The following is a 23689-nucleotide window of genomic DNA, read 5'->3' on the forward strand; positions in this document are numbered from 1 at the left end:
GCCGAAGCTCCCCTTTAAATATTTCTGCCTCACGACAACCTGTCCGGTCTTAGTAACGACGCTCGCGAATACGTGCAGCCTTACCACGCAGGTCGCGCAGGTAGTAGAGCTTGGCACGACGAACACGGCCGTGACGAACCACTGTAATACTCTCCAACATTGGGGAGTGCAGCGGGAACACACGCTCAACACCAACATTGTTGGAAATTTTACGAACGGTGAAGCTGCTGGAGATTCCGTTGTTGTGACGTGCGATCACAACACCTTCATACGCCTGCAGACGCTCGGTTTTTACCACGCCATTCTTGGTGTCTTTGAAATCGATAAGACGTACGTTTACGCGGACGGTATCGCCCTCACGGAAAGACGGAATATCATCACGCAGCTGATCCTTAGTTATATCATCCAGTGCACGCATCTTGTTTTGCCTCCAAACTTAACCTCTGTCAGGCCCATATTTTTCAACCTATTTTCAAGCGATCCAGATAAATCGCCAAGGCGGCCCGTACAGAAAGGTGGCGCACTTTACCGACACCTTCTATCGGTGACAACCATCCATTTGCATCTGGCATGTTTTTGGCATCCAGACCCCAGCCCGTTCCAAACACAATCAGGTGCTTTCCATCCAGTTTAGGGATTTCTGACGGGTCAATAACCATCCCTTCCGGTGGCGTCGCTGAGGTATACCAGAGCTTGTACTGATCCAGCCCCGGAATCTCCTCAAATGATTTAACACATTTGATCGCCTGCAACACCTCGCGGCGATTGGGATTGCGCTCACCTCCCGCACCATTCAAGTAGTAGTCAGTCATATCATGGATCAGCGCATGCATGCCGTCTGCGGGGTGCACAAGGTAAACCGGCGCCACACTATAAAAAGCGCAGCTGCGGGCAAAGTCATGAACATCAATAGAGGTGATGGCGGTAGTGCCCGTCTCCCCCGTGCGGGTCAGGACCGGGTGATGCACCAGCGCGACGGCGACTTCATTCTTGGAGAGAGGCATGGCGGCAGCTTAAACGCTCACCCCTCTCGCGAAAAGCAGATTAATAGCAACAAGCGCAGGAGAATGATATGTGAGTGGCAAGCATTGGCTGGGATGTGGAACTCTTCGATGCAGCATCCTCACTTTCAGTGTACCTTCGCCCTATTCTTCAACAGGGATGTGTTTATGACAGATATCGGTCGCCTGAACAGGCTAAAAGTTGTCAAAGAGTTGGATTTCGGTGTCTATCTCGACGGTGGAGAGCTGGGCGAGATTCTGATGCCGATCCGTTATGTACCGGTCCCGTGCAATATCGGCGATGAGCTTGAGGTATTCATCTATCGCGATTCAGAGGATCGCCTGATTGCCACCACCGAGAGGCCGATTGCCATGGTCGGTGAGTTCGCGATGCTGAAGGTTGTCTCTGTTAACAACATGGGTGCATTCCTGAACTGGGGACTAATGAAGGATCTGCTGGTGCCATTCGGCGAACAGAAACCACGCATGGAGGAGGATAAGTCCTACGTGGTACGCATATATATTGATGAGGATAGTGATCGCATCGTTGGCTCCGCCCGTCTGGACGATTTCCTCTACCGGGAATCGGAGGGTGAGTTAAAGGAGGGCGAAGCGGTTACGATCTTTATCGCCAACAGAAGTGAGCTCGGTTATCAGGTCATCGTCAACGATACCTACTGGGGCCTTCTCCATCACAACGAGGTAGCTCGCCCGCTCAGCCGGGGTCAGCGCATGCCCGGCTTTATCAAGAAGATTCGCGACGATGGTCGCATCGACATCTGCCTGCACCTGCAAGCCAGCGAAAAAACCGATGATATCTCACAGCTGATCATGCGCTCACTGCGCAAAAACGACGGCTTCATCCCCACTACTGACAAGAGTTCGCCGGAAGAGATTCAGCAACGTTTCGGCATCAGCAAAAAGATGTACAAAAAGGCAGTTGGTTCACTCTATAGAAAGAAGCAAATCAGCATCGACACTGACGGCATCCGCCTGCAGGAAGATACCTGGGCGATGAAAAAGTAAGCCCCGCAACAAAGTCGTTACTCATTGGACCACCATTATTATCACAACCCTTTACTGCTATAATAAGGACAGCAACCCCCCTTCGGAGGCTTTATGAGTGACAAAAACAATACCCGTAGCATGGCGCTGTTCTGCGACTTTGAGAATGTCGCACTCGGCGTACAGGATGCAAAATATGCCGCATTCGATATTCAGAAGGTGCTGGAGCGACTGCTGCTTAAAGGCAACATTGTCGTAAAAAAGGCTTATTGTGACTGGGAACGTTACAAGAAATTCAAAGCCCCTATGCATGAGGCCTCCTTCGAACTGATTGAGATCCCGCATGTTCGTCAGAGTGGCAAGAACTCTGCCGACATTCGTATGGTCGTTGATGCGCTCGACCTCTGCTACACCAAGGCACATGTCGATATCTTCGTCATCATCTCCGGTGATTCCGATTTCTCACCACTGGTCTCCAAGCTGCGTGAAAACGACAAGGTGGTTATTGGCGTCGGCGTTAAAAACTCCACCTCCGACCTGCTCACCTCCAACTGCGACGAGTTCATCTACTATGATGATCTGGTGCGCGATTCCGAAACAAAAGGCAAGGCCAAGCGCAAACGTTCCTCCGCCAAGCCAAAGAGCAAAGCTGCAAACGAGGGTACAGGTGAAGATGCCGATGCACTGAAACAGGAGGGGATCGATCTGGTGATGGCTACACTGGAGGACCTTTTCAAGGAGCGCGGTGAGGAGGAGAAGGTATGGGGCTCAATGGTCAAGCAGACACTGAAGCGGAGACAGCCCGGCTTCTCGGAGAGCTACCACGGCTTTCGCAGCTTCGGCCAGCTACTGGATGAGGCGCAGAAGCGCGGCCTGCTTGAACTGGAACTGGATGAAAAATCCGGCGGTTACATCATCAAGAGCTTCTCGCAGGACGAGTAATCCTTAAGGGCATAAAAAAGGCCCCGGGAGGAACCGGGGCCACATTTGCACATCTTTACACGAGGAAAACTTATATCCGGAGGAATTAGGAGGGAGGGGTTGGAAAATTCACTCCGGACAACACGTAATTTATGGCGGCCCCATGACCCCCCAATGAATCAACCATGAAAATAACTTCATGCTTACTGCTGCAGCCAATCCCCCTACAGCACTACTTGCCGCCCATCGCTTTGGCAAAGGCTGCTGCCAGAGCATTTTGCGGCTGCTTCTTCTGCTTCTCCATCTGCCGCTTCACCTGATCCTTGGCTGTTTTCGGCCTGCTCGGACGGACCTTGTTAGGCCGCGATGGATCACGCTTCTTCTCTCCACGCCCTGCTTCTGAACGGACTGTTTTTTCAGGCTTGGTGCCCGGCTGGTCATCCATGCGCATGGTCAGGGAGATGCGTTTACGCTTGGCATCCACCTCCAGCACCTTCACCTGCACCACATCGCCAGTTTTCACCACCTTGCGTGGGTCATCAATAAATTGATTGGTAAGGGCTGATATATGTACCAGCCCATCCTGGTGTACGCCGATGTCAACGAATGCACCAAAATTAGCCACATTGGTCACCACACCCTCAAGAATCATCCCCTCACGCAGGTCGCGCACCTCTTTTACACCCGACTTGAACTTCGCCGTTTTAAACTCCGGACGCGGATCACGACCCGGCTTCTCGAACTCCAGAAGGATATCGGAAACGGTGATCTCACCGAACCCGTCACCCGCAAAATCGGCAGCATTGAGCTTCTGCAGAAACTCGCGATTACCCATCAACTCAGCCACAGGCTTGCCGGTTTTAGCAACAATCTTTTCGACCACAGGATAGGCCTCAGGATGCACGGCCGAAGCATCCAGCGGATTATCTCCGTTCATAATGCGTAGAAATCCCGCTGCCTGTTCATAACTCTTCGGCCCGATGCCCTGCACCTTGAGGACCTGCTTGCGATTGCTGAATGCCCCCCGCTCATCGCGGAAGCTGACAATATTTTCAGCCATCGAACGACTTAAGCCCGCCACATGCGTCAGCAGCGGCACAGAGGCAGTGTTGATATCGACGCCGACACGATTCACGCAATCCTCCACCACGCCATCAAGGGTTCGGGCAAGGAAACTCTGGCTGACATCGTGCTGATACTGGCCGACACCAATCGACTTCGGCTCAATCTTCACAAGCTCCGCCAGCGGATCCTGCAGTCGACGGGCAATCGAGACCGCACCGCGCAGCGAAACATCAAGATTCGGAAACTCTTTGGCTGCCAGCGCAGAGGCCGAGTAGACCGATGCACCCGCTTCGGAGACCATTATCTGAGTGAGGTGCAGCTGCGCAAAGCGTTCGCGCAACTCCTTCACCAGCGCCTCGGTCTCACGGGATCCCGTACCGTTGCCGATAGAGACCAGATCAACGTGATGTTTGTCGGCCAGTACAGCCAGAGCCGCGATCGCCTCATCCCAACGCCTGGCCGGGGCATGCGGGTAGATGGTGGTGGTATCGAGCACCTTGCCGGTCGGATCAACCACAGCCACCTTCACACCGGTACGCAGCCCGGGATCAAGCCCCATGGTGGCTCGCGGCCCGGCAGGTGCGGCCAGCAGAAGGTCGCGCAGGTTGTTCGCGAACACCTTGATCGCCTCCTCTTCCGCCTTCTGGCGCAATTCAACAAACAGATCGAGCTCTAGGCGCATGAAAATTTTCACCTTCCACGCCCAGCGCACCGTCTCCAGCAACCAGCCATCGGCAGCCCGACCCTGCTCTCTAATCCTGAAGTGACTGGCGATAGCCGACTCGCAGTGGCCAGCGCATGACACATGCTCTGCAGCATCTTCCATCATCTTCACACTTAAAATACCCTCATTGCGGCCACGGAACAGTGCCAGTGCACGATGCGATGGAATCCGTTTCAATGGCTCATGGTAGTCAAAGTAGTCGGTAAACTTGACCCCCTCCTCCTCTTTACCAGCAATCACGGAGCTGACCATTACCGCATGCTTGCTCAGGTAGTCACGCAGACGACCAATCAGATCGGCATCTTCACCGAACTCCTCCATCAGAATCTGACGCGCCCCATCAAGGGCTGCCTCAGCACTGTCGATGCCGTGCTCTTCATTGATAAATGTTTCTGCCAACACTGCAGGATCCTGTTTCGGATCGGCCAGAAGTGTGTGGGCCAGTGGCTCAAGTCCTGCCTCACGGGCAATCTGCGCCTTGGTGCGACGTTTTGGCTTGTAGGGGAGGTAGAGGTCTTCCAGACGCGCCATCGTTGCAGCCGCCTTGACCGCCTTCTCCAGTTCGGGGGTCAGCTTCTCCTGCTCTGCGATTGATTTAAGGATCGTGGTACGGCGCGCTTCAAGGTCGCGCAGGTAACGCAACCGCTCCTCTAGATAACGCAACTGCGTATCGTCGAGTCCGTCGGTCACCTCTTTACGGTAGCGGGCGATAAACGGCACGGTTGCCCCGCCATCAAGAAGCCCGATAGCGGCCACAATCTGCAGCTCGTTCACGCCCAGTTCTTTAGCGATACGCAGCTCAATTCGCATGGTTTCTCCTGAAACAAAATAGTGTGGAAACTTTTTTCTCGGCGGCCCCGAAGTTGGCGGCAGTTTATAGCCAGATTTTCAGAATGAAATGGGGCAGCAAAGAAAAAGACCCCGGCGTTAACCGGGGCCTCACAATTCTCTAGGAGGAGAATTTATATCCGGAGGAATCGGGAGGGGAGGGAGGGTGATCCGCTCCGGACAAAGCGGACAATGCAACCTGCGTGTTAGCTCCCCATGAACCGACCATGAAGATTATTTTATATTGTGATCGTGCCGGGTAACTCTGGCCATTCGCACACTGTCAGGATGCAATACCACACTATCGACAGGTGTAATTTGCTTCTAGGCGATGTCACGACTATACTACTATCAACAACTTAACGAAGGCCTGCCACCCCTCCCCTCCCCGGCAGGCCTTTTCGTTTCTACTCACGAATTATCTCCATTGGCATGCCCTCTATGAATCATTTCGCCACACAGGGACTCCATCCTGTTGACGGAAACATATCGCCTCCCATTCTACCACTCTATGAATAGGCACTTTGCACAGAAGAAGATTGCACCGATTGGTTGGCTAGTCGCCCGCCGAATTGAATCCCTGTGCCCGGACCGTTCTGACTAACTAAAGAAAGTTACTACTGCTGCAACGGCCACGGGTTTTGAATCATCCGTGGCCGTTTTTTTTATCAACACGTGGTCACGGACACCCCCTTAAACCTGACAGAGTAGATATCATAGAGAGGAGAGTGTCATGTCTGTGCCATCGGCATATATAGGCGTCATTATAATCTGGAGTACCACCCCGCTGGCTATTCTGTGGAGCAGCGAAGAGGTCGGATTTGTATTCGGTGTTACCAGCCGAATGCTTGTCGGTGCCGTGCTGGCACTGATTGTTGCCGCCCTGCTCGGCTCCGGACTTGTATGGCATCGTCGTGCCAAGCTCGCCTATGTTGCCAGTGCCATCGGTATCTATGGCGGTATGATCAGCGCCTACTGGGCTGTACAGTTCATACCGACCGGCTGGATCTCGGTGATCTTCGGGCTCTCCCCGCTTTTCACTGCCCTGATGGCGCAGTTGTGGCTGGAGGAAGAGAAGCTTACCCGCTCTAGGCTGTTTGGCATGCTGACCGGCTTACTGGGACTGGCAATCATCTTCGGTTCCAGCTTCAGCCTCAATAATCAGGCATCACTCGGTGTGCTCGGCATGCTGGTCTCGGTGAGTATTCACTGCGCCAGTGCGGTATGGATTAAACGTATTGATGCAAACGTACCTGCCATCGTCATGACCAGTGGTGGACTGCTGTTTGCGGCTCCACTGTTCCTGCTGACCTGGTTTTTTGCCGGAGCAGAGCTGCCGGATGAGCTCTCGATGCGTACGCTTGGCGCAATAGGTTATCTTGCCCTGCTTGGATCAGTACTGGGGTTTGCACTCTATTACTATGTATTGAGCAGGGTGGAGGCGACAAAGGTGGCGCTGTTGACACTGATCACACCACTGGTTGCGCTGGGGATTGGCCACTTTTTCAATAACGAGCCGCTGACCCTAAATATCGTGGCTGGATCACTGCTGATTCTCTCTGGGCTTGCCGTGTTTGAATTCAGCAGTCAGACCGGAAGGATCAGAGCTCGTTTCCTGCGTTATTAATGTAATAAAGGCCCTGCATATGATGCAGGGCCTTTATTCTACTGGATATCCCAACGACGAATCAGCTGCCGGTAGGTCAAAACGAATATCACTGTCCAAATCGTTGAACGCAGTGTCATCGCTGCAACAGTGCGCATCTCATATGCACCCTCTGCAAATATATACAGACCAAAGGCTGCGAATACCAGCAGTGTTGAGATAGCAATCAACAACGCGACCCCGGCAGCCCACGGCTTACGCAAAGCAATGCCAATGCCGGCAATCATATAGATGAAACCGGCAGTGAAATTAAACCAGAGTACGAACGGTACATAATTTCCCGCTGCCAGCCTGTAGCTCTCATCGCCAAAGAGCACCTGACCACCGGATTTGATGGTTAAGATTCCAAACAGTACAGCTACAGTTGCAGCAAGCCAGGTGATTACTTTATTGGTCACTGATGGACTCTGATTCATATGATTTAGCTTTCGCAACTGCCGCAGGCACCGCCGGGTTTAACACCCAGCTTGATGAGGATCTTCTCCATCAAACACCAGCGGGTAAAACCGGACTGGAACAGATTGGCCCCTACAAACAGTGTAAACCAGAGCCATGTCGGTTCATTCAACACGGTGCCGTTATACACCGAGCTCAGGAACACCGAGAGCATGATAAAAAAGCCTGCAATAATTCGAATTACTCTTTCTGTAGTCATTAGGAAATCTCCCTTCTTTTAGTTTTATGGCCACTGGCCAGTTGTGCTTTTTATCTTTATCGCTGCGATCAATTGGGTTTTGCTACCGGAAGCTGGAAGCTTGCATGGCAGGCGATACAGTTGTTCATCGTCTCGACCAACTTCAGCTGAATCGCTTTGGCTGGCTCTCCTGCTTTTGCCATATCGGCAATATCATCAAATGCGTAGTGGGTTCCGAATCCAAGCTTCTTGAACTCCAGCGGTAACTTGGCACGCAACCTGAAATCCACCGTGGCAATCGCTGCGCTGCCTATTGGACGTGCCGCAGCCTCTACTGCTGCCAGGTCATCATTTGCCAGCGCCTCAACCACAGTCTGTGTGGTCTCCAGCAACAAACGCATCTCTTCCAGTACAGCCTGTCGCTCGGCTGGCTCAAGAATCACAGCCGTTCGGCCATCATCTCCTTTCTCAGTACTTCCAAGCACTACAAATTTAAATATGCCGCCAGCTAGGACTGCAACCAGCAGGCCGATTGCGATCCAGTGTGGTGTTGTTTTTTTCATGTGTATCTCCATTATCTGATTTTAAGCAGTCGTTCTGAAATTGATTTCAGTGTTCTGATGGTAATTGCCTTCTCGTCGTCAGGAATATCGCTGAGCACCTCCTGCTGGAAGTCACGCACCAGCGGGATCATCACCTCCAGCGCCAGCTCCCCTTCTGTGGTTAGAGCAACACGGAAACAGCGCCGGTCTTCCTGACAGGGCTTACGTTCAACCAGCCCCTTCTTCACCAGCCCGTCGATACGGCGGGTAATGGTGGTTTTATCACGCATCAATAACTGAACGATCTCCACCTGTGTCATCGCCCCCTGTTTCATCAAACGAAACAGAATGCCGAAGTCCTGGGCCGAAAGTGGATAGCCGCTGGCTGCAAACCTGCGGGATATCTCTTCAGTCATCAGAAATGCCGTACGATTCACATTCAGGCCGATGGCCTGCTCAAGTTGAAAATCCAGTATCGATTCACCCATCTTGTTCTCCTGTTTGCCGCATACTAGGCATTTGGTTGTATATTGCAACTGTTGTTGTTTGCACTTAATGTGAAGCAACATCTCTTTCCAATAGCCCCGCCGCTATTCAGTATACTGCCATGCTCAGTTACCAGCACTCCTACCATGCCGGCAATCATGCCGACGTTCTGAAACATGTGATTCTCGGCGATCTCGTCGCAGGCATGCAGAAAAAAGAGACGCCACTCTTTCTCCTGGATGCCTTTGCCAGCCGCGGCATCTACGACCTGGATTCACCAGAGGCATTGAAAAACAGGGAGTTTGACACCGGCGTCGGCAAGCTCTGGCCACTGCGCCACTACAAGACACCGGAAGGTGTAGCACGCTGGTTCGCATTGATTACATCGGAAAATGTGGATGGCGGCTTTGTACGTTTTCCCGGCTCCACCGCCATGCTTCACGCCATGACACGTGAGTTTGACCGCCTTGCTGCATGCGATCTGCACCCGCAGGAGTTCGAAGGACTGCGACAGAGCTTTAACAGCAGTCGCAGGTTCAGCCTGCATAAACGCGATGCCTTTGAAGCCATTAAAGGACTGTTGCCGCCAAAAGAAAAACGCGGCCTGATCTTTCTTGACCCCTCCTACGAGGTCAAGGATGAGTATCGTGATATTGCCAAAGCCGTTACTGAGGCGCACCGCCGTTTTGCTAGCGGCGTCTACGTGATCTGGTACCCGTTACTTCCAGCTGAACGCCACAACGATCTATTCAAAGAGCTCAAGCGTTCCGGTATCCGCAAGATTCTCAGGGTAGAGCTGGATTGCGGAGGGTGCTTTCCCGAGATGCAGATGTCCGGTTCAGGCTTGTTAATCGTAAATGCACCCTGGCATGCGCAACAGGCCATGCAGGAGTCACTCAACTGGATCTGTGATCACCTGACCGAAGGCAAAGGCAATAAACATTTCGGATGGCTCGTTCCCGAATAGCGTTTAAAGTCCCCTGCTTTCAAAGCCTTTCATTTATTTATAGAGGCAGAGGTATGCGATCTGGCCAATGGCGCGCACGCTGAAGAAAGTATCCTTCTCAACCACGAACTCATCGCCCGCATGGCATGCAACCCAGTCAACAGACCCAGGCAGCTTCACATCAAGCCTTCCTGAGGTGACCGACATGATCTCTTTAGTCGAGGTGCCGAACTCATATTCACCGGCAGCCATCACACCGACGGTAGCCGGGCCCTCTGCTGTTTCGAACGCGATCGATTTCACTTTACCGTCAAAGTATTCATTAGTTTTAAACATGGTATTTCCTTTTGTGAGATAGATTTAAGAGCGTTATATCAGCCTTTCAGAATCAGCAGCATCTCGCGCACAACCTTGGCTGCAAGCACGGATGAACAGCCGGATGAGTCAAGTTGTGGCGCAAGCTCAACCGCATCAAGCCCTACAATATCGCAGCCCTGCATCACCTTGATAAAGCGCTGGAAGGTCCACCAGTCGATACCACCGGGCTCAGGGGTGCCTGTGCCGGGGAAACATGCCGGGTCGAAGACATCGAGATCAACGGTCAGGTAAACAGGTCGCTCACCGATCCACTCAACCAGCTCATCTAGATCATCATCGCGAAAGGTGCTCAACGTGCCGAAACCGCGCATCAGCTCATATTCACGCTGTGTGCCGGAACGAATACCCAGCTGACGCACATTGCCATCGCCGATCAACTCCGAAACCCTGCGCATCACGCAGGCATGTGACAGCTTTACACCGAGGTAGTCGTCGCGCTGGTCAGCATGAGCATCGAGCTGCACCACCACCAGGTCGGGATACTTTTCAAAAACAGCCTCGATGGCAGGCAGGCTGACCAGATGTTCGCCACCAAGCAGGAACGGTGTCACATCATCTGCCAGGCACTCTTCAACCGCCTCGCGGATAATTGAAAGCACAGCGCCAACATCACCCATTGGCAACTCCAGGTCGCCAATGTCGCTGTAGTGGACACCTTCAAGGTCGATATCGAGAAAAGGCGAATAGGTTTCCACACCATCAGAGGCATCACGAATCGCGGCCGGGCCGAAACGGGCCCCGGGACGAAATGAGACAGTACCGTCGAACGGCGCTCCAATGATGCGGATGTCGTGGGGCTCTTTCAGATCCCGGTCAGTAAAATCGAACATGGCGCGAGTTTAGACCGAACAGGGGCCAGCGAAAAGATGATTCATATAATCAGGGTGCCGGCTGTGAATTTTATGTTAACAAGTTCTAGTCGTAACTCTAATCCGGCATTAGCTTTCCCATCCGCCCGGAAAGGGGTAAGTTGTAAGTTCGGACAGAGGAGCCTACCATGAAAAGAGTTCTGATTATCGGCGCTGGTGGCGTCGGACGCGTAGTGGCACACAAGTGCGCCCAGAATGAGGATGTCTTCTCCGATATCTGGCTGGCCAGCCGCACCAAAAGCAAGTGCGACCAGATTGCGCTGGAAGTGCGTGAGAAAACCGGTCGCAAGATTGAAACTGCAGCTGTTGATGCCGATAACGTTCCCGAACTGGTTGAACTGATCAAGCAGGTAAAACCTTTCATGATCATTAATGTCGCACTCCCCTACCAGGACCTGACCATCATGGATGCCTGCCTAGAGACCGGTGTCCACTATCTCGATACCGCCAACTATGAACCGCTGGATGAGGCGAAGTTCGAGTACAGCTGGCAGTGGGCTTACCGTGAACGCTTTGAGAAAGCGGGACTGATGGCACTGCTTGGTTCCGGCTTTGATCCGGGCGTAACCAATGTCTTCTCCGCCTATATGCAGAAGCACCACTTCGACAGCATGGATTATGTCGACATCCTTGACTGCAACGGTGGCGACCACGGCTATGCCTTTGCCACCAACTTCAACCCTGAGATCAACATTCGTGAGGTAACCAGCAACGGTCGCTATTTCGAGAATGGCGAATGGGTCGAAACCGCCCCGATGCAGTTCAAAAAGCAATTTGATTTTGAACAGGTAGGGCCAAAGAACATGTACCTTCTCTACCATGAGGAGATGGAATCACTCTCCGTCAACCTCAAAGGCGTCAAACGCATGCGTTTCTGGATGACCTTCGGCGATGCCTATCTGAAACACCTCGAGGTATTCCGCAATATCGGGCTGGATTCGATTGAGCCTATTATGTTCGGGGATCGCGAGATCGTGCCGATTCAGTTCCTCAAAGCACTGCTGCCCGATCCAGCAAGCCTAGGGCCGCGCACTGTCGGTAAAACCAATATCGGCGTTATCGTCAAAGGTTTCAAGGATGGTAAGCCACTCTCCCGTTACATCTACAACATCTGTGATCATCAGGAGTGTTATAAGGAGACCAACGCACAGGGCGTCTCCTACACCACCGGCGTGCCAGCCATGATCGGCGCAATGATGATGATTCAGGGTCACTGGATGAAGGCGGGCGTCTACAACATGGAGGAGTTCGATCCCGATCCATTCATGGCAGCATTGAATACACACGGCCTGCCGTGGACCGATATTGAAACCGACATCGACGTCGATGCCCTTCCTGAGTAACCGTTGTCATTTGACCTGAACCAGATCCCATCCCCCTGCTACCTGCTGGAGGAGGAGAGGCTGATTGGCAACCTCGAACTGCTCAAACGCGTGCAGGAGGAGTCCGGCTGCAAGATCATCCTGGCACTCAAAGGGTTTTCCATGTGGTCCACCTTCGACCTGGTCAGGAAATACCTGCCGGGCTGCACGGCCAGCTCCCTCTACGAACTAAAACTCTCCGATGAGAAGTTCGGCGGCGAAAGCCATATTTACTCTGCCGCCTATCGTGAAGATGAGTTTGATGAGGTCTGTTCGCTGGCCGGGCATATCGTTTTCAACTCGGTGAATCAGTGGCAGCGGTTCAGCAAGCAGGCGATAAAGGCCGGTGTCTCCTGCGGCCTGCGAGTCAATCCGGGCATATCAGAGGTTGATACCGATCTCTACAACCCCTGCTTTACTGGTTCACGTCTGGGTGTGCGTCCCGAACACCTTAAAGGGGCCAAGCTTTCAGGTATCGAGGGACTGCATGCGCACGCGCTGTGTGAGAACCTGGCCGACTCCTCTGTTGCCTTGATTGATGCCTTTGAAGAGAAGTTTGCCGACTACATCCCATGGCTGAAGTGGGTTAATTTCGGTGGTGGCCACCTGATGACCCATGCCGGTTACGATGTCGACAAACTCATCGCACGCATCAAAGCATTCAGGGAGCGCTGGAAGGTGAAGGTCTATCTGGAACCAGGCGGTGCCGTCGCCTGGCGCACTGGCCCGCTGATTACATCGGTTCTCGATATCGTGCCTACCGACGGACTGGATGTGGCCATTCTCGATATTTCAGCAACCGCGCATATGCCTGACGTACTGGAGATGCCCTATCGTCCAACCATCACCGATGCTGGCAAGGCCGGTGATAAGGGGCACACCTACCGCCTCGGCGGCACCTCATGCCTTGCTGGCGATGTAATCGGCGACTACTCGTTCGACAGGCCACTGGAGATTGGGTCGCGCCTGGTTTTCGAGGATATGATCCACTATACGATGGTGAAAACGACAATGTTCAACGGCGTGCGTCATCCCGATATCGGCATCTGGCACACCGATAACAGCTTTGAACTGGTACGCCGCTTCACCTACGAGGATTTCCGCGACCGATTGTCGTAAACCACAGAACCTTCGTAGTTGAACGTGGCGTCACCGCACTCCATAGTTCCCCTTCACTTAATGAATCAAGGATGCCAAGAGATGAAACGTATAGCCGCCAAGTCTGACAATGCCACCCGTGCACACGAACTGGTCTCATCGTTGCAAGCCCGCTTTGTAGCAGGGCTTGAGAAGCTGGCTGCCGATCTGGGCAGCGAACAACGCTTCTCGCCTGTCGAATGGTTCCGCGATGAGGGTAGTCACGGCGGCGGCATCCGCTTTGAAACCGCCGATGGCGATCTCTTCGGACGCGGCTCGGTAAATGTGTCGCAGGTGCATTATGATGATAATCCGGAGAAGAAGCTGGGTTCAGCCTCAGCCATCTCTACAATCATCCACCCGTGCAATCCGCTGGCACCTTCGGTGCATATTCATATCAGCTGGACCGAGATGAAGAGCGGTGCAGGTTACTGGCGCATGATGGCGGATCTTAACCCATCCAATGAGAACAAGGCACATACTGCACAGTTCTTCGACGCCATGAAAAAGGCCGCTCCGGCTTTATATGAAGAAGGCATCGCCCAGGGTGAACGCTACTTCTATATCCCGACACTCGGACGCCATCGCGGTGTTGCCCACTTCTATCTGGAGAACTACGCCACAGATGATGCCGCAGCCGATTACGCGCTGGCCAGAACCGTTGGTGAGGCATCAATTGACAGCTACCTCGATATCCTGACTCAGGCACTGAGCAGCAGCGACAAGGCCAGTGACGAGCAGCAGGCTGCACAACTTGCCTACCACACCCTCTATTTCTTCCAAGTCCTGACACTTGATCGCGGCACCACCACCGGCCTGCTGGTTCACAATCAGAACGATGTCGGCATCATGGGTTCACTGCCTGCCTATGTGGATCGTCAGCTGTTACGTTCCTGGATTGATCGCATGCAGCCACCCCAGCATCAGCTTCTTAATGCGCTGGTTGCTGCCCTGCCGGAGAGCAAACCAGCACTTGTGGATGAAGCTGTGAAAAAGAGGCTGGCAGCGGTGGTGCGTAACCACTACCGCACCTATCCCGAAGCGATCGAGATGCAGGCCTCCGGCAATACGATCCCATCCACGGTGAAAAATCACAGCTGATTCAGAATCCAGCAGAATGATGTAATCACCAGCCCTCTTCACGATGCAGCACTTATAGACTACGCTACATTCTTTCTGCTGACTATTGAGAAGGAGGGATATCATGAGCAACGCACCCCACATTCTGATTGGCGGAGCCAATCAGCATCAGGTCACACTCGATGCCAGCATGGCCAACCGCCATGGCCTTATCGCAGGAGCAACCGGTACAGGTAAGACCGTGACACTGCAATCGGTTGCCGAAGGATTCTCTCGTATCGGCGTTCCGGTATTCATGGCCGACATCAAAGGCGATCTTTCAGGCATTTCACAGGCGGGTAGACCACACAAGGAGATTGACCGCCGTATCGGTGAGATTGCCATTGATGGTTATAGCCAGCGCGGCAATCCGGTGCTGTTCTGGGATATCTTCGGACGCACAGGCCATCCGGTGCGCACAACGATCTCCGACATGGGGCCATTGCTGCTTTCAAACCTTCTGGATCTGAACGATACACAGAGCGGCGTACTCTATGCGACCTTCCGCATCGCCGATGATCAGGGGCTGCTGCTGCTCGACCTGAAGGATCTGCGCTCAATGCTCTCGTGGATGAACGAGCACGCTAAAGAGCTGAAGTCGGACTATGGTAATATCTCATCTGCCAGCATTGGTGCCATCCAGCGCGGCCTACTGGTTCTTGAAGAACAGGGTGCCGAAAACTTCTTTGGCGAGCCCGCGCTGAGGCTATCCGACCTGATGATGGTGGATTTCTCCGGCATGGGGGTGATCAGCCTGCTGGATGTCACTGAACTGATCTCCAAATCGCCCAAGCTCTATGCAACCTTCCTGCTATGGCTGCTGGCTGAACTGTTTGAAAACCTGCCGGAGGTCGGGGATGCCGACAAACCGAAGATGGTGCTCTTTTTCGATGAAGCGCACCTGCTTTTCGACGGCGCACCGGAGGTACTTCTCGACAAGGTGGAGCAGGTTGTACGCCTGATCCGCTCTAAGGGGGTCGGCGTCTACTTTGTGACCCAGAGTCCGCTTGATATCCCCGAAAGTGTGCTCGGCCAGCTGGGCATGCGCGTACAGCATGCATTAAGAGCATTTACGCCGAAGGACAAAAAAGCAGTGAAAACAGTTGCCGAAACATTCCGTCCGAACCCTGAACTCGACACCGCCACGGTGATTACTGAACTTGGGATTGGTGAAGCGCTGGTCTCCACGCTTGATGGCACAGGTGCACCCACGCAGGTGGAACGTATTCTCATCGCACCGCCGCAATCGCGTATCGGCCCTGCCTGCAGCGAGGAGCGGGCAACCATGATATCACGCTCGCCGGTAGGCGGCCGTTATGAGGAGTCCATCGATCGGGAATCAGCGCACGAGTTACTCAAAGCACGGGCCAAAGAGGTCTCGCGTCGCGAAATGGCTGCCAAAGCGGAACAACAGCAACAGACCATGCGTGAACCTTCTGCACCCAAGCGGCCTCCCGGACGACCTCGCGATACGATGGCTGAAACCATCATGAAGTCGGCAGCGCGTTCGGTTACCACAGCCATTAGTGGTGCCATAGGCCGCAGGCTTGTGCGCGGTCTGCTCGGCTCGCTGCTCGGCGGCAAGTAAAGGAAACCCTGCAGCCATGATTTAAGTCTCTGAATCCAACGCACACGCAGTTGTCCTGAAACGATCAGGCCGCCCATGGCCTGCACGGACACCCTGACCTTTTCTGAGTACCCTTAACCATCACAGCCTCTGGCATAGGCGCTCAAAAAGGCAGATGATATCGCTGCAAAGAACAAGTAAAAGAGGTGGCATATGCAACTGGCAATGGTGGGAATGGGTCGAATGGGTGGCAATATGGCAACACGGCTGGCACTGGCCGGACATTCCGTGACTGCATTCGATATTGATTTCAATACAGCACAGGCCGTTGCAGCCGGCCACCATGAGATTACCCCGGTAGTCAACTTCACAACACTGATCTCCACGCTGCCTGCGCCGCGCAGTATCTGGCTGATGGTGCCGCATCAGGTTGTCGACTCAACGATTACGGCGCTTCTGGAGGCTGGCCTTGAGTCCGGTGACCTGATTATTGATGGCGGCAACTCCAACTACAAAGAGGGCCAAGAACGTGCCCTCAAACTTGAAAGTCACGGTATCCACTTCGCCGACTGTGGCACCTCCGGTGGCATCTGGGGCCTGAAGAACGGCTATAGCCTGATGATCGGCGGCAGCGATGTAGCCATTGATCGCATATCACCTGCATTGACTGCTCTTGCCGCCAATAGTGGCAAAGGCTGGGCGCATGTCGGCCCTGTTGGAGCAGGTCACTTCGTCAAGATGGTCCACAACGGCATCGAGTACGGCATGATGCAGGCCTTCGCTGAAGGTTTCGAGCTGATGCAGGCAAAATCAGAATTTAACCTTGATTTGCAGCAGATCGCTCAGGTCTGGCAGAAGGGATCGGTGGTGAGCTCATGGCTGCTTGACCTGACAGCCGATGCACTGCAGCAGGATGGTGATCTAACCAGCCTATCCGACTGGATGGATGACTCCGGTGAAGGACGCTGGACCATCAATGAATCGATAGATCTCGGTATTCCAACACCGGTGCTGACGCTGGCGCTGCAGATGCGCTTTCGCAGCAGGCAGAAGAACGCCTTTGCAGGAAAAGTCGTCAATGCCATGCGCGCCGGTTTCGGTGGCCACCCTATCAAACCGGCAGAGAAACCATGAACAGCACGTCAGTTCCGCAACCTGAACCCTGTAACATTGTCATCTTCGGTGCTTCCGGAGACCTGACCAAACGCAAACTGCTGCCTGCACTGGCACGCATGCACCACTGGAACCTGATTGCCCCGAACTCACGCATCACAGGTATTGTGCGTAATCATGAATGGGATATTGATCACTGGCGCAGCTATGTGCATGACGCACTGCAGCAGTTTCGCCCCGACTGCCTGAGTGATACGGCCGCATGGCAATCAATCAGCGACATGCTGGCACTGACAGTTGGTGATCTCTCCGATGCTCAGACCTATACGCGGCTGCAGGAAACATTGATCAGCGCCGATGGTAAAACCAATGTCCTGTTCTATCTGGCCATTCCTCCTGAGTGGTATGAACGAGTTGCCTCCAACCTCAATGCAGCAGGGCTGCTGAATGAGAGCAGTGGCTTTCGCCGTATCGTCATCGAGAAACCATTCGGCAGTGATCTCGCCTCGGCCAGAGAACTCAATCGTACCCTGCGCGAACATATGAAGGAGCGGCAGATCTACCGTATCGACCACTACCTCGGTAAAGAGGGTGTACAGAACCTGATGGTATTCCGCTTTGCCAATACCGTGTTTGAACCGCTATGGAACCGCAACTATATCGATCATGTACAGATATCCGTATCCGAGAGTCTGGGGGTAGAGTACAGGGCTGGTTATTATGAAAAAGCCGGCGCACTGATTGATATGATTCAGAGCCACCTGATTCAGGTGATGACACTGGTAGCCATGGAGTCACCGGTCTCCCTTGATGGTGATGCCGTGCGTGATGAAAAGGTAAAGGTGCTCAAAGCTGTACGTCCGATTCCGGCTGACCGGGTCAGTGAATTTGCCGTTCGTGCCCAGTACGCTGGTGGTACAGTTGAAGGCAAACGCATTCCGGCCTACCGCGATGAACCCGGAGTTGATCCGGACTCCACGATTGAAACCTTTGCCGCTATCAAACTCTATATCGATAACTGGCGCTGGCAGGATGTACCGTTCCTGCTACGTACCGGCAAGCGACTGCCCAATCGTGTCTCTGAAATCGCTATCCGTTTTAAACGGCCACCGATGAATCTTTTCTCCGAGAGTAGTAGCCAACTGCCGCAAAATGAGCTGATCTTCCGCCTGCATCCCGACGAGGGAATGGTCTACCTGCTCAATGCCAAATTGCCGGGATTGAACGACCAGCTGCGTGAGCTGGCACTGGATGCGCCCTATGCCGTGGCAGGCGCGGACTCTCCGGAGGCCTATGAGACACTGCTTCACGATGCCCTGCTCGGCCAGAACGCGCTCTTCTCCCGCGCCGATGAAGTTGAGGAGTCATGGCGCATCGTCACCCCAGTGATGGATGCCTGGAAGCAGAAACAGAGCATCCGATTCTATGAGGCGGGCAGTTGGGATATCCCTGAAATTGAAACCATGATGCAGGGGTGTGTGGGCTGCTGGCGTGACCTCTCGGAGCATCACCAGCATGGATATTCGAAAAGCACCTGATCCACACGCGCTTGCCCGGCAGGCTGCTGAATATATTGCCGAGCGTATCGCGGCGGTATTAAGTCAGCGTGAGCACTGTCATCTGGCACTGGCTGGCGGCAACACCCCCAGAGCCCTCTATGCACTGCTGCGCGGCATGGATCTGTCGTGGTCACGCCTGCACTTCTGGTTTAGCGATGAGCGCTGCCTGCCGGCAGGTGATGCGCAGCGTAACGACACAATGGTCAAAGAGGTGCTGCTGGCAGGTTTGCCTCTCCCGCAGGCACAACTGCATAGCATTACTGCAGAGCTCGGCCCGGAAGCAGCTGCCCAACAGTACACTAAAGAACTGAGCCACATTGAACGACTGGATATTGTGCTGCTGGGGCTTGGTGAGGATGGTCATACAGCCAGCCTTTTTCCTGACAATTCAGCTCTGGCTATGCAAAACCGGGCAGTGCCTGTTCATCATGCCCCGAAACCACCTGCACAACGGGTATCTCTGAGCCTGAACTGCATCAGAGAAGCTGATGAACGCGTTGTCATAGCCGCAGGTAAGGAGAAACGAGAGGCTCTGGCTCGTATTCTTGCCGGCGAGGAGGTGCCAGCGGCCATGATTGGTGAGGCAGTATGGTTCGTTGATGAGGCAGCCATTGCCGGCCTATGCGGCGAAGCTCCCACACAGTGTCAGCAAATAAGAGCGTGAGTGCAGTGCAACGGCTTGCTTCGCATATAATGAGTTCGTTGTACTGGCCTTGTGACTTATAAAGTTAGGTCGATGTATGCTAAATGGGGACTTTTAAACTAGGTTTGTATGAACCCCTAAACCGAAGTGCCTGATACCGGGACGCCCCCCTTTACTATTAAATGATTCACTATTTATAGGTCACAAAACCAGTGCAATGACACGTTTGGCACTAAATATGCTTATAGATTTGCGACAGCTCGCTGCTCTAGTTTTGTGACTTATAAAGCTGGGCCGATGTATGCTGAATGGGAGCTTATATACCCAGGTTGTGTGAATCCCTGAACTGGGATACCTGATACCGGGATGCGGCGCCCCCCTTACTTGAAAGGGTTCAGTATTTATAGGTTACAAAACCAGAGCAGCGACACGACGGCAAAGGCCTGCCAGCCCCTCCTCCCTTTCTGGCAGGCCTTTTCTTTTCTATTTTTCCAGTCCCTATAGGAGAGAGTCATTCGCAGCATCTTTTCAGGCTCTGGCTGAAAGCATGGCCTCCAGCTTGAGCTGGTCTGCAGTGAAGCTGCGGATGCCTTCGGCCAGCTTTTCACCGGCCATGGCATCCTCGTTGAGCTGCCAGCGAAACTCCCCCTCACTGAGAGGCTCTTCTCGCTCAGTCCGTGTGCCATCATCGAGGAGTTTGCGTTCCACCGCATCGCAGGAGATCTCCAGTTCCTGCATCAACGCCGGGCTGATCGTCAATCGGTCGCAGCCTGCAAGCTCAAGTATTTCGCCGATATTGCGGAAACTCGCCCCCATCACCTCTGTCGGGTAATTGCATCGCTTGTAGTAGCGGTAGATCTTCTGCACCGACTGCACACCCGGATCCTCCGCGGCGGTGTAATCAAGGCCTCTTTTTGCCTTGTACCAGTCGAAGATCCGGCCAACGAAGGGGGAGATTAGGAACACCCCTGCATCTGCACTGGCACGCGCCTGTGCCATCGAGAAGAGCAGTGTCAGGTTGCAGTTGATGCCATCGCGCTGCAGCTGCTCGGCGGCGCGTATCCCCTCCCAGGTGGAGGCGATCTTGATCAGGACACGCTCAGTTCCTACGCCGTGAGCGGCATAGAGATCGATCAGCTTGTGCACACGGCTTACGGTGGCATCGCAGTCAAAGGAGAGACGGGCATCAACCTCGGTAGAGATACGGCCGGGAATTATATCCAGCACCTCGCGACCGATCATCACTGCCAGCATATCACCCGCATCCTCGATCAGCCCTGCATGGTCACCTCCCTGCCCCCTGGCCCAGACCAGTGCCTCATCGATAAAGTGGGCGTACTCCGGCTGGCTTACCGCCTTGAGCAGCAGGGAGGGGTTGGTGGTGGCATCAACGGGGCGCCATTTACGGATCGCCTCGATATCACCGGTATCGGCAACAACCGTTGTCATCCGGCGAAGCTGTTCAAGTCTTGTCTCCATAGCACCTCTCCTTCACGTTCAACAGACGCATTCGAGGGTAACGTACCCGCTGTCCGTTGCTTTATTATAGCAGAGTGGAAGAGCCGCGGCAGGCTTCACTAGCAGAGATGCAGCCATTCTCAACGCTGCTGGTTTAAGCTATAGTACAAATATCACTGGAGGAGAAGGTGATGCCCCATACAGAAGCTATCGCTAAAGCCGGCATCGTCTGCCAGCCTGTAACATAACTAAGAGAGGGGTCGGAACCGCCCATGCAATTGAAACGTCTTATCGGTCAACTTCTCAACATGCGCACCCATCTCGCCGAGCGCATCGCACAACTGTTGAAGTACAGCTTTTACCTCTACCTTGCCGGCCTGTTCAGCATCTTCGCTGTGCTTGATGCCACCGTACTGCATGTGACCAGCGAGATGCGCCAGACGGCGTTCGATACCATGGTGCGCTACCGTATTGTGGTGCCGAAACCCGACCCCGCCATCATCATCGTAGACATCAATGAGGCTAGTCTGGCAGCTATGGCCGCAGATTATGGGCGCTGGCCATGGCCGCGCCAGGTGCTCGGGGAGTTCCTCGAGCAGGTTGAGAAGCAACAACCCAAAGCAGTGGTCTTCGATATCCTGTTCAGTGATGCGGATATCTATAACCCCGACAGCGACGCCTATTTCGAGGCCGCCATTGCAGCCAGCAGCAACACCTTCTTTCCGATGCTGCGCCTTGATCCCGCCAGCGACCATCTGAGCCAGATTAAGCCGACCATGATTCCCGGCGTCACAGCGCTGCCGGACACACAGCCGGATGGGGATGCAACAATGGCAATAGTGCTGCCACACTTCCAGTCCGCCATCGATGGAGGCCGTCTTGGACTGCACAACATCTACCCGGATGTAGATGGCGTGGCACGCCGTTACAATGTCTATCGCAAGGATTATGGCTGGAGGCTGCCGACACTGCCGTCACGCATCGCATCCGAATTTGGCTGGAATAAGCCGGATGCACAGCAGGTGCTGCTCAACTGGCGCGGCAAGCCGTTCACCTACCACTATGTAAGTTTCAGCGACATTTTTACGGACATGAGCAGGAAAGAGAAAACACGGCCCCAGGATGAGTTCAGAGACAAGATTGTCATCATCGGATCGACAGCCCCCAGCCTGTTCGATATCAAGGCAACGCCGATGAGCCGCATGTTCCCCGGCGTGGAGATCCTCGCCACGGCGATCGACAACTTCAAACATGACGATGCACTGCGCTTTCCGGAGGGCCGTATCTGGTACCTGCTGATCACCCTGCTAATCATCTGGTTAACGGCATGGGGCTTTTACCGCAATACCGGCCGCGACAAGATCGACCGCCTCTTCGGTCTGTCACAGCTGATCCTGATCACCATCACCTACGCCAGCATCAACCTGACCAACACCTACATCAATCTCACCGGCCCTGTAACGGTCGGGCTGGCATTTTTCACACTCGCCCGCCTCTACGCCATGGCAACCGGCAAGGCGCTACTGCAGAACATGGTACGTGCGGCCACTGCGTGCAGTGGAGAGCTGCAGGCCACGCTGCTGCTGATCCGGCTTGATAACGTGCGCCATGTGATCCGCCATAGCGACCTAGAGAAGGTCCGTAACGAACTGGAAAAGGTGGGCAGGCAACCCAAGAGTGTAGAGGCGATCAACGGCGAGCAGAGAGGGATATGGGAACTCTTCGAGCATACACTGGCCATCTCATGGATTGCACAGGTGCAGGACCAGGATGCACTAGCCGCCATTCAGCGGGATATTGATGCGCTTCTGGCTGCCATGCCAGTGGCATTGCAGCGGCACCTTGACCTGCCCGATAATGCGGCGAGGCACTTCATCCATCGCGGCCTCATTGCAGGTGGCAAGGCGGCTCCGGCAGGCTGGCGCCTGATGTTCGCTGAGGCACTACTGGAGTGGGACGGGCAGGAGAAAGCAGGTGAGAGGATTCAATGAGAAATAATATGCATATTCCAACTATTCTTATGATTGCGTTGCTGGCCACCCTGCTGGGCTGCCAGGCCGAAGCGCCACCGCAGCCGACAGCTATACAACCAGTGGCTGAAAATCAGCCGTTCATACCTGTTGCAGGGCCAGCCGCAAAGGTGGCGAACTCTACCATGGCGGTGAAGAAGGATCCGCTATCCCCTACTCCACAACCTCTAGCCAAAGCCTTTGCCAGCAGCACCCCAGCCACCAGTGAAAGTGGTGCAGCGATCAAGGCCGACGACATCAGGGCAGAGCCATTCGGCGATGCAAATGTCGTGGGTCGACTGGCAACCGACGACAAAGTGGATATCCTCAAGAGGGATGGTGGCTGGTTTCAGATTAACAGCCAGAAGGGTAACGGCTGGGTTCGCATGCTCAGCATCCGCAAGGGTGAAGCATCCAAAGGCAGTAGCGCCTATGGAGTGCTGGGGCTGGCTTCAGGGCGCGCCGGAACCGGCAAAGTGGTCGCCACCACCGGCATCCGGGGACTGAACGAGGAGGAGCTTCAGGCGGCCCGGTTCAATGAGGCGGAGGTCAAGCTGGCCGAGTCCTACGCCAGCAGCAAACCCGAGGCGGCTTCTTTCGCAGCCCAGGGCAAGCTTGTTTCGCGCCCGTTCAATTACCTGGCGGTTCCGAAATGAGA

General features: G+C 54.1%; 23 protein-coding genes. 13 read left to right on the plus strand and 10 right to left on the minus strand.

Annotation, left to right across the window (positions count from 1 at the left end; translation table 11 throughout):
- Positions 1–49: 49 nt before the first annotated feature.
- Both rplS and Ga0123461_RS09780 read right to left on the minus strand, forming a co-directional pair.
- A complete protein-coding gene (rplS, locus tag Ga0123461_RS09775) occupies positions 50–418 on the minus strand; it encodes a 50S ribosomal protein L19 (protein ID WP_100278161.1) in 369 nt (122 codons plus the stop codon).
- Positions 419–461: 43 nt separating this feature from the next.
- On the minus strand, positions 462–1004 hold the full coding sequence (locus Ga0123461_RS09780; RefSeq protein ID WP_100278162.1) for an RNA methyltransferase: 543 nt from the start codon (positions 1002–1004) through the stop codon (positions 462–464).
- 165 nt (positions 1005–1169) lie between these two features.
- Between Ga0123461_RS09780 and Ga0123461_RS09785 the strand changes: the two genes are divergently transcribed.
- Positions 1170–2027, plus strand: a complete 858-nt coding sequence (locus Ga0123461_RS09785; RefSeq protein ID WP_100278783.1) for a CvfB family protein — start codon at positions 1170–1172, stop codon at positions 2025–2027.
- Between the two features lie 93 nt (positions 2028–2120).
- Positions 2121–2948 (plus strand): NYN domain-containing protein, encoded by an 828-nt coding sequence (locus Ga0123461_RS09790; RefSeq protein ID WP_100278163.1) that lies wholly within the window; start codon positions 2121–2123, stop codon positions 2946–2948.
- A 211-nt stretch (positions 2949–3159) separates the two neighbouring features.
- Here Ga0123461_RS09790 and Ga0123461_RS09795 read toward each other — a convergent pair whose 3' ends face one another.
- On the minus strand, positions 3160–5526 hold the full coding sequence (locus Ga0123461_RS09795) for a Tex family protein (RefSeq protein ID WP_100278164.1): 2367 nt from the start codon (positions 5524–5526) through the stop codon (positions 3160–3162).
- A 751-nt stretch (positions 5527–6277) separates the two neighbouring features.
- Between Ga0123461_RS09795 and Ga0123461_RS09800 the strand changes: the two genes are divergently transcribed.
- Positions 6278–7171 carry a DMT family transporter gene (locus tag Ga0123461_RS09800; RefSeq protein ID WP_100278165.1) on the plus strand — a complete coding sequence of 298 codons (894 nt, stop codon included), beginning with the start codon at positions 6278–6280 and terminating at the stop codon, positions 7169–7171.
- A 38-nt stretch (positions 7172–7209) separates the two neighbouring features.
- Here Ga0123461_RS09800 and Ga0123461_RS09805 read toward each other — a convergent pair whose 3' ends face one another.
- The 4 genes from Ga0123461_RS09805 to Ga0123461_RS09820 form a co-directional block, all read right to left on the minus strand.
- The gene (locus Ga0123461_RS09805; RefSeq protein WP_100278166.1) at positions 7210–7626 is read right to left on the minus strand and encodes a hypothetical protein; all 417 of its coding nucleotides are present in this window, start codon (positions 7624–7626) and stop codon (positions 7210–7212) included.
- Positions 7627–7631: 5 nt separating this feature from the next.
- Positions 7632–7865: a YgaP family membrane protein gene (locus tag Ga0123461_RS09810; protein ID WP_100278167.1), complete on the minus strand. Its 234-nt coding sequence runs from the start codon at positions 7863–7865 to the stop codon at positions 7632–7634.
- Positions 7866–7933: 68 nt separating this feature from the next.
- Positions 7934–8407 (minus strand): hypothetical protein, encoded by a 474-nt coding sequence (locus tag Ga0123461_RS09815; protein WP_100278168.1) that lies wholly within the window; start codon positions 8405–8407, stop codon positions 7934–7936.
- Positions 8408–8418: 11 nt separating this feature from the next.
- The gene (locus Ga0123461_RS09820; protein ID WP_100278169.1) at positions 8419–8874 is read right to left on the minus strand and encodes a MarR family winged helix-turn-helix transcriptional regulator; all 456 of its coding nucleotides are present in this window, start codon (positions 8872–8874) and stop codon (positions 8419–8421) included.
- Between the two features lie 119 nt (positions 8875–8993).
- On the opposite strand from Ga0123461_RS09820, the gene Ga0123461_RS09825 reads away from it, so the two are divergent.
- Entirely contained in the window at positions 8994–9839 is an 846-nt protein-coding gene (locus Ga0123461_RS09825) for a 23S rRNA (adenine(2030)-N(6))-methyltransferase RlmJ (RefSeq protein ID WP_100278170.1), read from the plus strand.
- 33 nt (positions 9840–9872) lie between these two features.
- Here Ga0123461_RS09825 and ppnP read toward each other — a convergent pair whose 3' ends face one another.
- Positions 9873–10154, minus strand: a complete 282-nt coding sequence (ppnP, locus tag Ga0123461_RS09830) for a pyrimidine/purine nucleoside phosphorylase (RefSeq protein WP_100278171.1) — start codon at positions 10152–10154, stop codon at positions 9873–9875.
- A gap of 38 nt (positions 10155–10192) precedes the next feature.
- Positions 10193–11026: an agmatinase gene (gene speB / locus Ga0123461_RS09835; protein ID WP_100278172.1), complete on the minus strand. Its 834-nt coding sequence runs from the start codon at positions 11024–11026 to the stop codon at positions 10193–10195.
- Between the two features lie 167 nt (positions 11027–11193).
- Here speB and Ga0123461_RS09840 point away from each other — a divergent pair, with 167 nt between their 5' ends.
- The 7 genes from Ga0123461_RS09840 (at position 11194) to pgl (ending at position 19585) form a co-directional block, all read left to right on the plus strand.
- Complete coding sequence (locus Ga0123461_RS09840; protein WP_100278173.1) at positions 11194–12408, plus strand: saccharopine dehydrogenase family protein; 1215 nt, start codon at positions 11194–11196, stop codon at positions 12406–12408.
- A gap of 3 nt (positions 12409–12411) precedes the next feature.
- Entirely contained in the window at positions 12412–13545 is a 1134-nt protein-coding gene (gene nspC, locus Ga0123461_RS09845; protein WP_100278174.1) for a carboxynorspermidine decarboxylase, read from the plus strand.
- An 81-nt stretch (positions 13546–13626) separates the two neighbouring features.
- Positions 13627–14664, plus strand: coding sequence for a coproporphyrinogen III oxidase (locus Ga0123461_RS09850; protein WP_100278175.1), 1038 nt, complete (start codon positions 13627–13629; stop codon positions 14662–14664).
- Positions 14665–14767: 103 nt separating this feature from the next.
- Positions 14768–16270 (plus strand): helicase HerA-like domain-containing protein, encoded by a 1503-nt coding sequence (locus tag Ga0123461_RS09855; RefSeq protein ID WP_100278176.1) that lies wholly within the window; start codon positions 14768–14770, stop codon positions 16268–16270.
- A gap of 192 nt (positions 16271–16462) precedes the next feature.
- Positions 16463–17383, plus strand: a complete 921-nt coding sequence (gene gnd, locus Ga0123461_RS09860; RefSeq protein ID WP_100278177.1) for a phosphogluconate dehydrogenase (NAD(+)-dependent, decarboxylating) — start codon at positions 16463–16465, stop codon at positions 17381–17383.
- A complete protein-coding gene (zwf, locus tag Ga0123461_RS09865; protein ID WP_100278178.1) occupies positions 17380–18900 on the plus strand; it encodes a glucose-6-phosphate dehydrogenase in 1521 nt (506 codons plus the stop codon). Before gnd ends, zwf begins: the two co-directional genes overlap by 4 nt.
- Positions 18878–19585, plus strand: coding sequence for a 6-phosphogluconolactonase (gene pgl, locus Ga0123461_RS09870; RefSeq protein ID WP_100278179.1), 708 nt, complete (start codon positions 18878–18880; stop codon positions 19583–19585). Before zwf ends, pgl begins: the two co-directional genes overlap by 23 nt.
- 507 nt (positions 19586–20092) lie before the next feature.
- On the opposite strand, the gene tal is transcribed toward pgl, so the two are convergent.
- Complete coding sequence (tal, locus tag Ga0123461_RS09875) at positions 20093–21043, minus strand: transaldolase (RefSeq protein WP_100278180.1); 951 nt, start codon at positions 21041–21043, stop codon at positions 20093–20095.
- A 251-nt stretch (positions 21044–21294) separates the two neighbouring features.
- On the opposite strand from tal, the gene Ga0123461_RS09880 reads away from it, so the two are divergent.
- Together Ga0123461_RS09880 and Ga0123461_RS09885 are read left to right on the plus strand one after the other, a co-directional pair.
- On the plus strand, positions 21295–23013 hold the full coding sequence (locus tag Ga0123461_RS09880) for a CHASE2 domain-containing protein (RefSeq protein ID WP_100278181.1): 1719 nt from the start codon (positions 21295–21297) through the stop codon (positions 23011–23013).
- Positions 23010–23687, plus strand: a complete 678-nt coding sequence (locus tag Ga0123461_RS09885; protein WP_198507055.1) for an SH3 domain-containing protein — start codon at positions 23010–23012, stop codon at positions 23685–23687. Before Ga0123461_RS09880 ends, Ga0123461_RS09885 begins: the two co-directional genes overlap by 4 nt.
- The last annotated feature ends 2 nt before the right edge of the window (positions 23688–23689 follow it).

It is taken from the genome of Mariprofundus aestuarium (genome assembly GCF_002795805.1).
Classification (GTDB): Bacteria; Pseudomonadota; Zetaproteobacteria; order Mariprofundales; family Mariprofundaceae; genus Mariprofundus; species Mariprofundus aestuarium.

Coding starts and splice junctions, on each gene's coding strand:
- rplS (WP_100278161.1), bottom strand. CDS start 418: ATGCGTGCACTGGATGATATAACTAAGGATCAGCTGCGTGATGATATT.
- Ga0123461_RS09780 (WP_100278162.1), bottom strand. CDS start 1,004: ATGCCTCTCTCCAAGAATGAAGTCGCCGTCGCGCTGGTGCATCACCCG.
- Ga0123461_RS09785 (WP_100278783.1), top strand. CDS start 1,170: ATGACAGATATCGGTCGCCTGAACAGGCTAAAAGTTGTCAAAGAGTTG.
- Ga0123461_RS09790 (WP_100278163.1), top strand. CDS start 2,121: ATGAGTGACAAAAACAATACCCGTAGCATGGCGCTGTTCTGCGACTTT.
- Ga0123461_RS09795 (WP_100278164.1), bottom strand. CDS start 5,526: ATGCGAATTGAGCTGCGTATCGCTAAAGAACTGGGCGTGAACGAGCTG.
- Ga0123461_RS09800 (WP_100278165.1), top strand. CDS start 6,278: ATGTCTGTGCCATCGGCATATATAGGCGTCATTATAATCTGGAGTACC.
- Ga0123461_RS09805 (WP_100278166.1), bottom strand. CDS start 7,626: ATGAATCAGAGTCCATCAGTGACCAATAAAGTAATCACCTGGCTTGCT.
- Ga0123461_RS09810 (WP_100278167.1), bottom strand. CDS start 7,865: ATGACTACAGAAAGAGTAATTCGAATTATTGCAGGCTTTTTTATCATG.
- Ga0123461_RS09815 (WP_100278168.1), bottom strand. CDS start 8,407: ATGAAAAAAACAACACCACACTGGATCGCAATCGGCCTGCTGGTTGCA.
- Ga0123461_RS09820 (WP_100278169.1), bottom strand. CDS start 8,874: ATGGGTGAATCGATACTGGATTTTCAACTTGAGCAGGCCATCGGCCTG.
- Ga0123461_RS09825 (WP_100278170.1), top strand. CDS start 8,994: ATGCTCAGTTACCAGCACTCCTACCATGCCGGCAATCATGCCGACGTT.
- ppnP (WP_100278171.1), bottom strand. CDS start 10,154: ATGTTTAAAACTAATGAATACTTTGACGGTAAAGTGAAATCGATCGCG.
- speB (WP_100278172.1), bottom strand. CDS start 11,026: ATGTTCGATTTTACTGACCGGGATCTGAAAGAGCCCCACGACATCCGC.
- Ga0123461_RS09840 (WP_100278173.1), top strand. CDS start 11,194: ATGAAAAGAGTTCTGATTATCGGCGCTGGTGGCGTCGGACGCGTAGTG.
- Ga0123461_RS09850 (WP_100278175.1), top strand. CDS start 13,627: ATGAAACGTATAGCCGCCAAGTCTGACAATGCCACCCGTGCACACGAA.
- Ga0123461_RS09855 (WP_100278176.1), top strand. CDS start 14,768: ATGAGCAACGCACCCCACATTCTGATTGGCGGAGCCAATCAGCATCAG.
- gnd (WP_100278177.1), top strand. CDS start 16,463: ATGCAACTGGCAATGGTGGGAATGGGTCGAATGGGTGGCAATATGGCA.
- zwf (WP_100278178.1), top strand. CDS start 17,380: ATGAACAGCACGTCAGTTCCGCAACCTGAACCCTGTAACATTGTCATC.
- pgl (WP_100278179.1), top strand. CDS start 18,878: ATGGATATTCGAAAAGCACCTGATCCACACGCGCTTGCCCGGCAGGCT.
- tal (WP_100278180.1), bottom strand. CDS start 21,043: ATGGAGACAAGACTTGAACAGCTTCGCCGGATGACAACGGTTGTTGCC.
- Ga0123461_RS09880 (WP_100278181.1), top strand. CDS start 21,295: ATGCAATTGAAACGTCTTATCGGTCAACTTCTCAACATGCGCACCCAT.
- Ga0123461_RS09885 (WP_198507055.1), top strand. CDS start 23,010: ATGAGAAATAATATGCATATTCCAACTATTCTTATGATTGCGTTGCTG.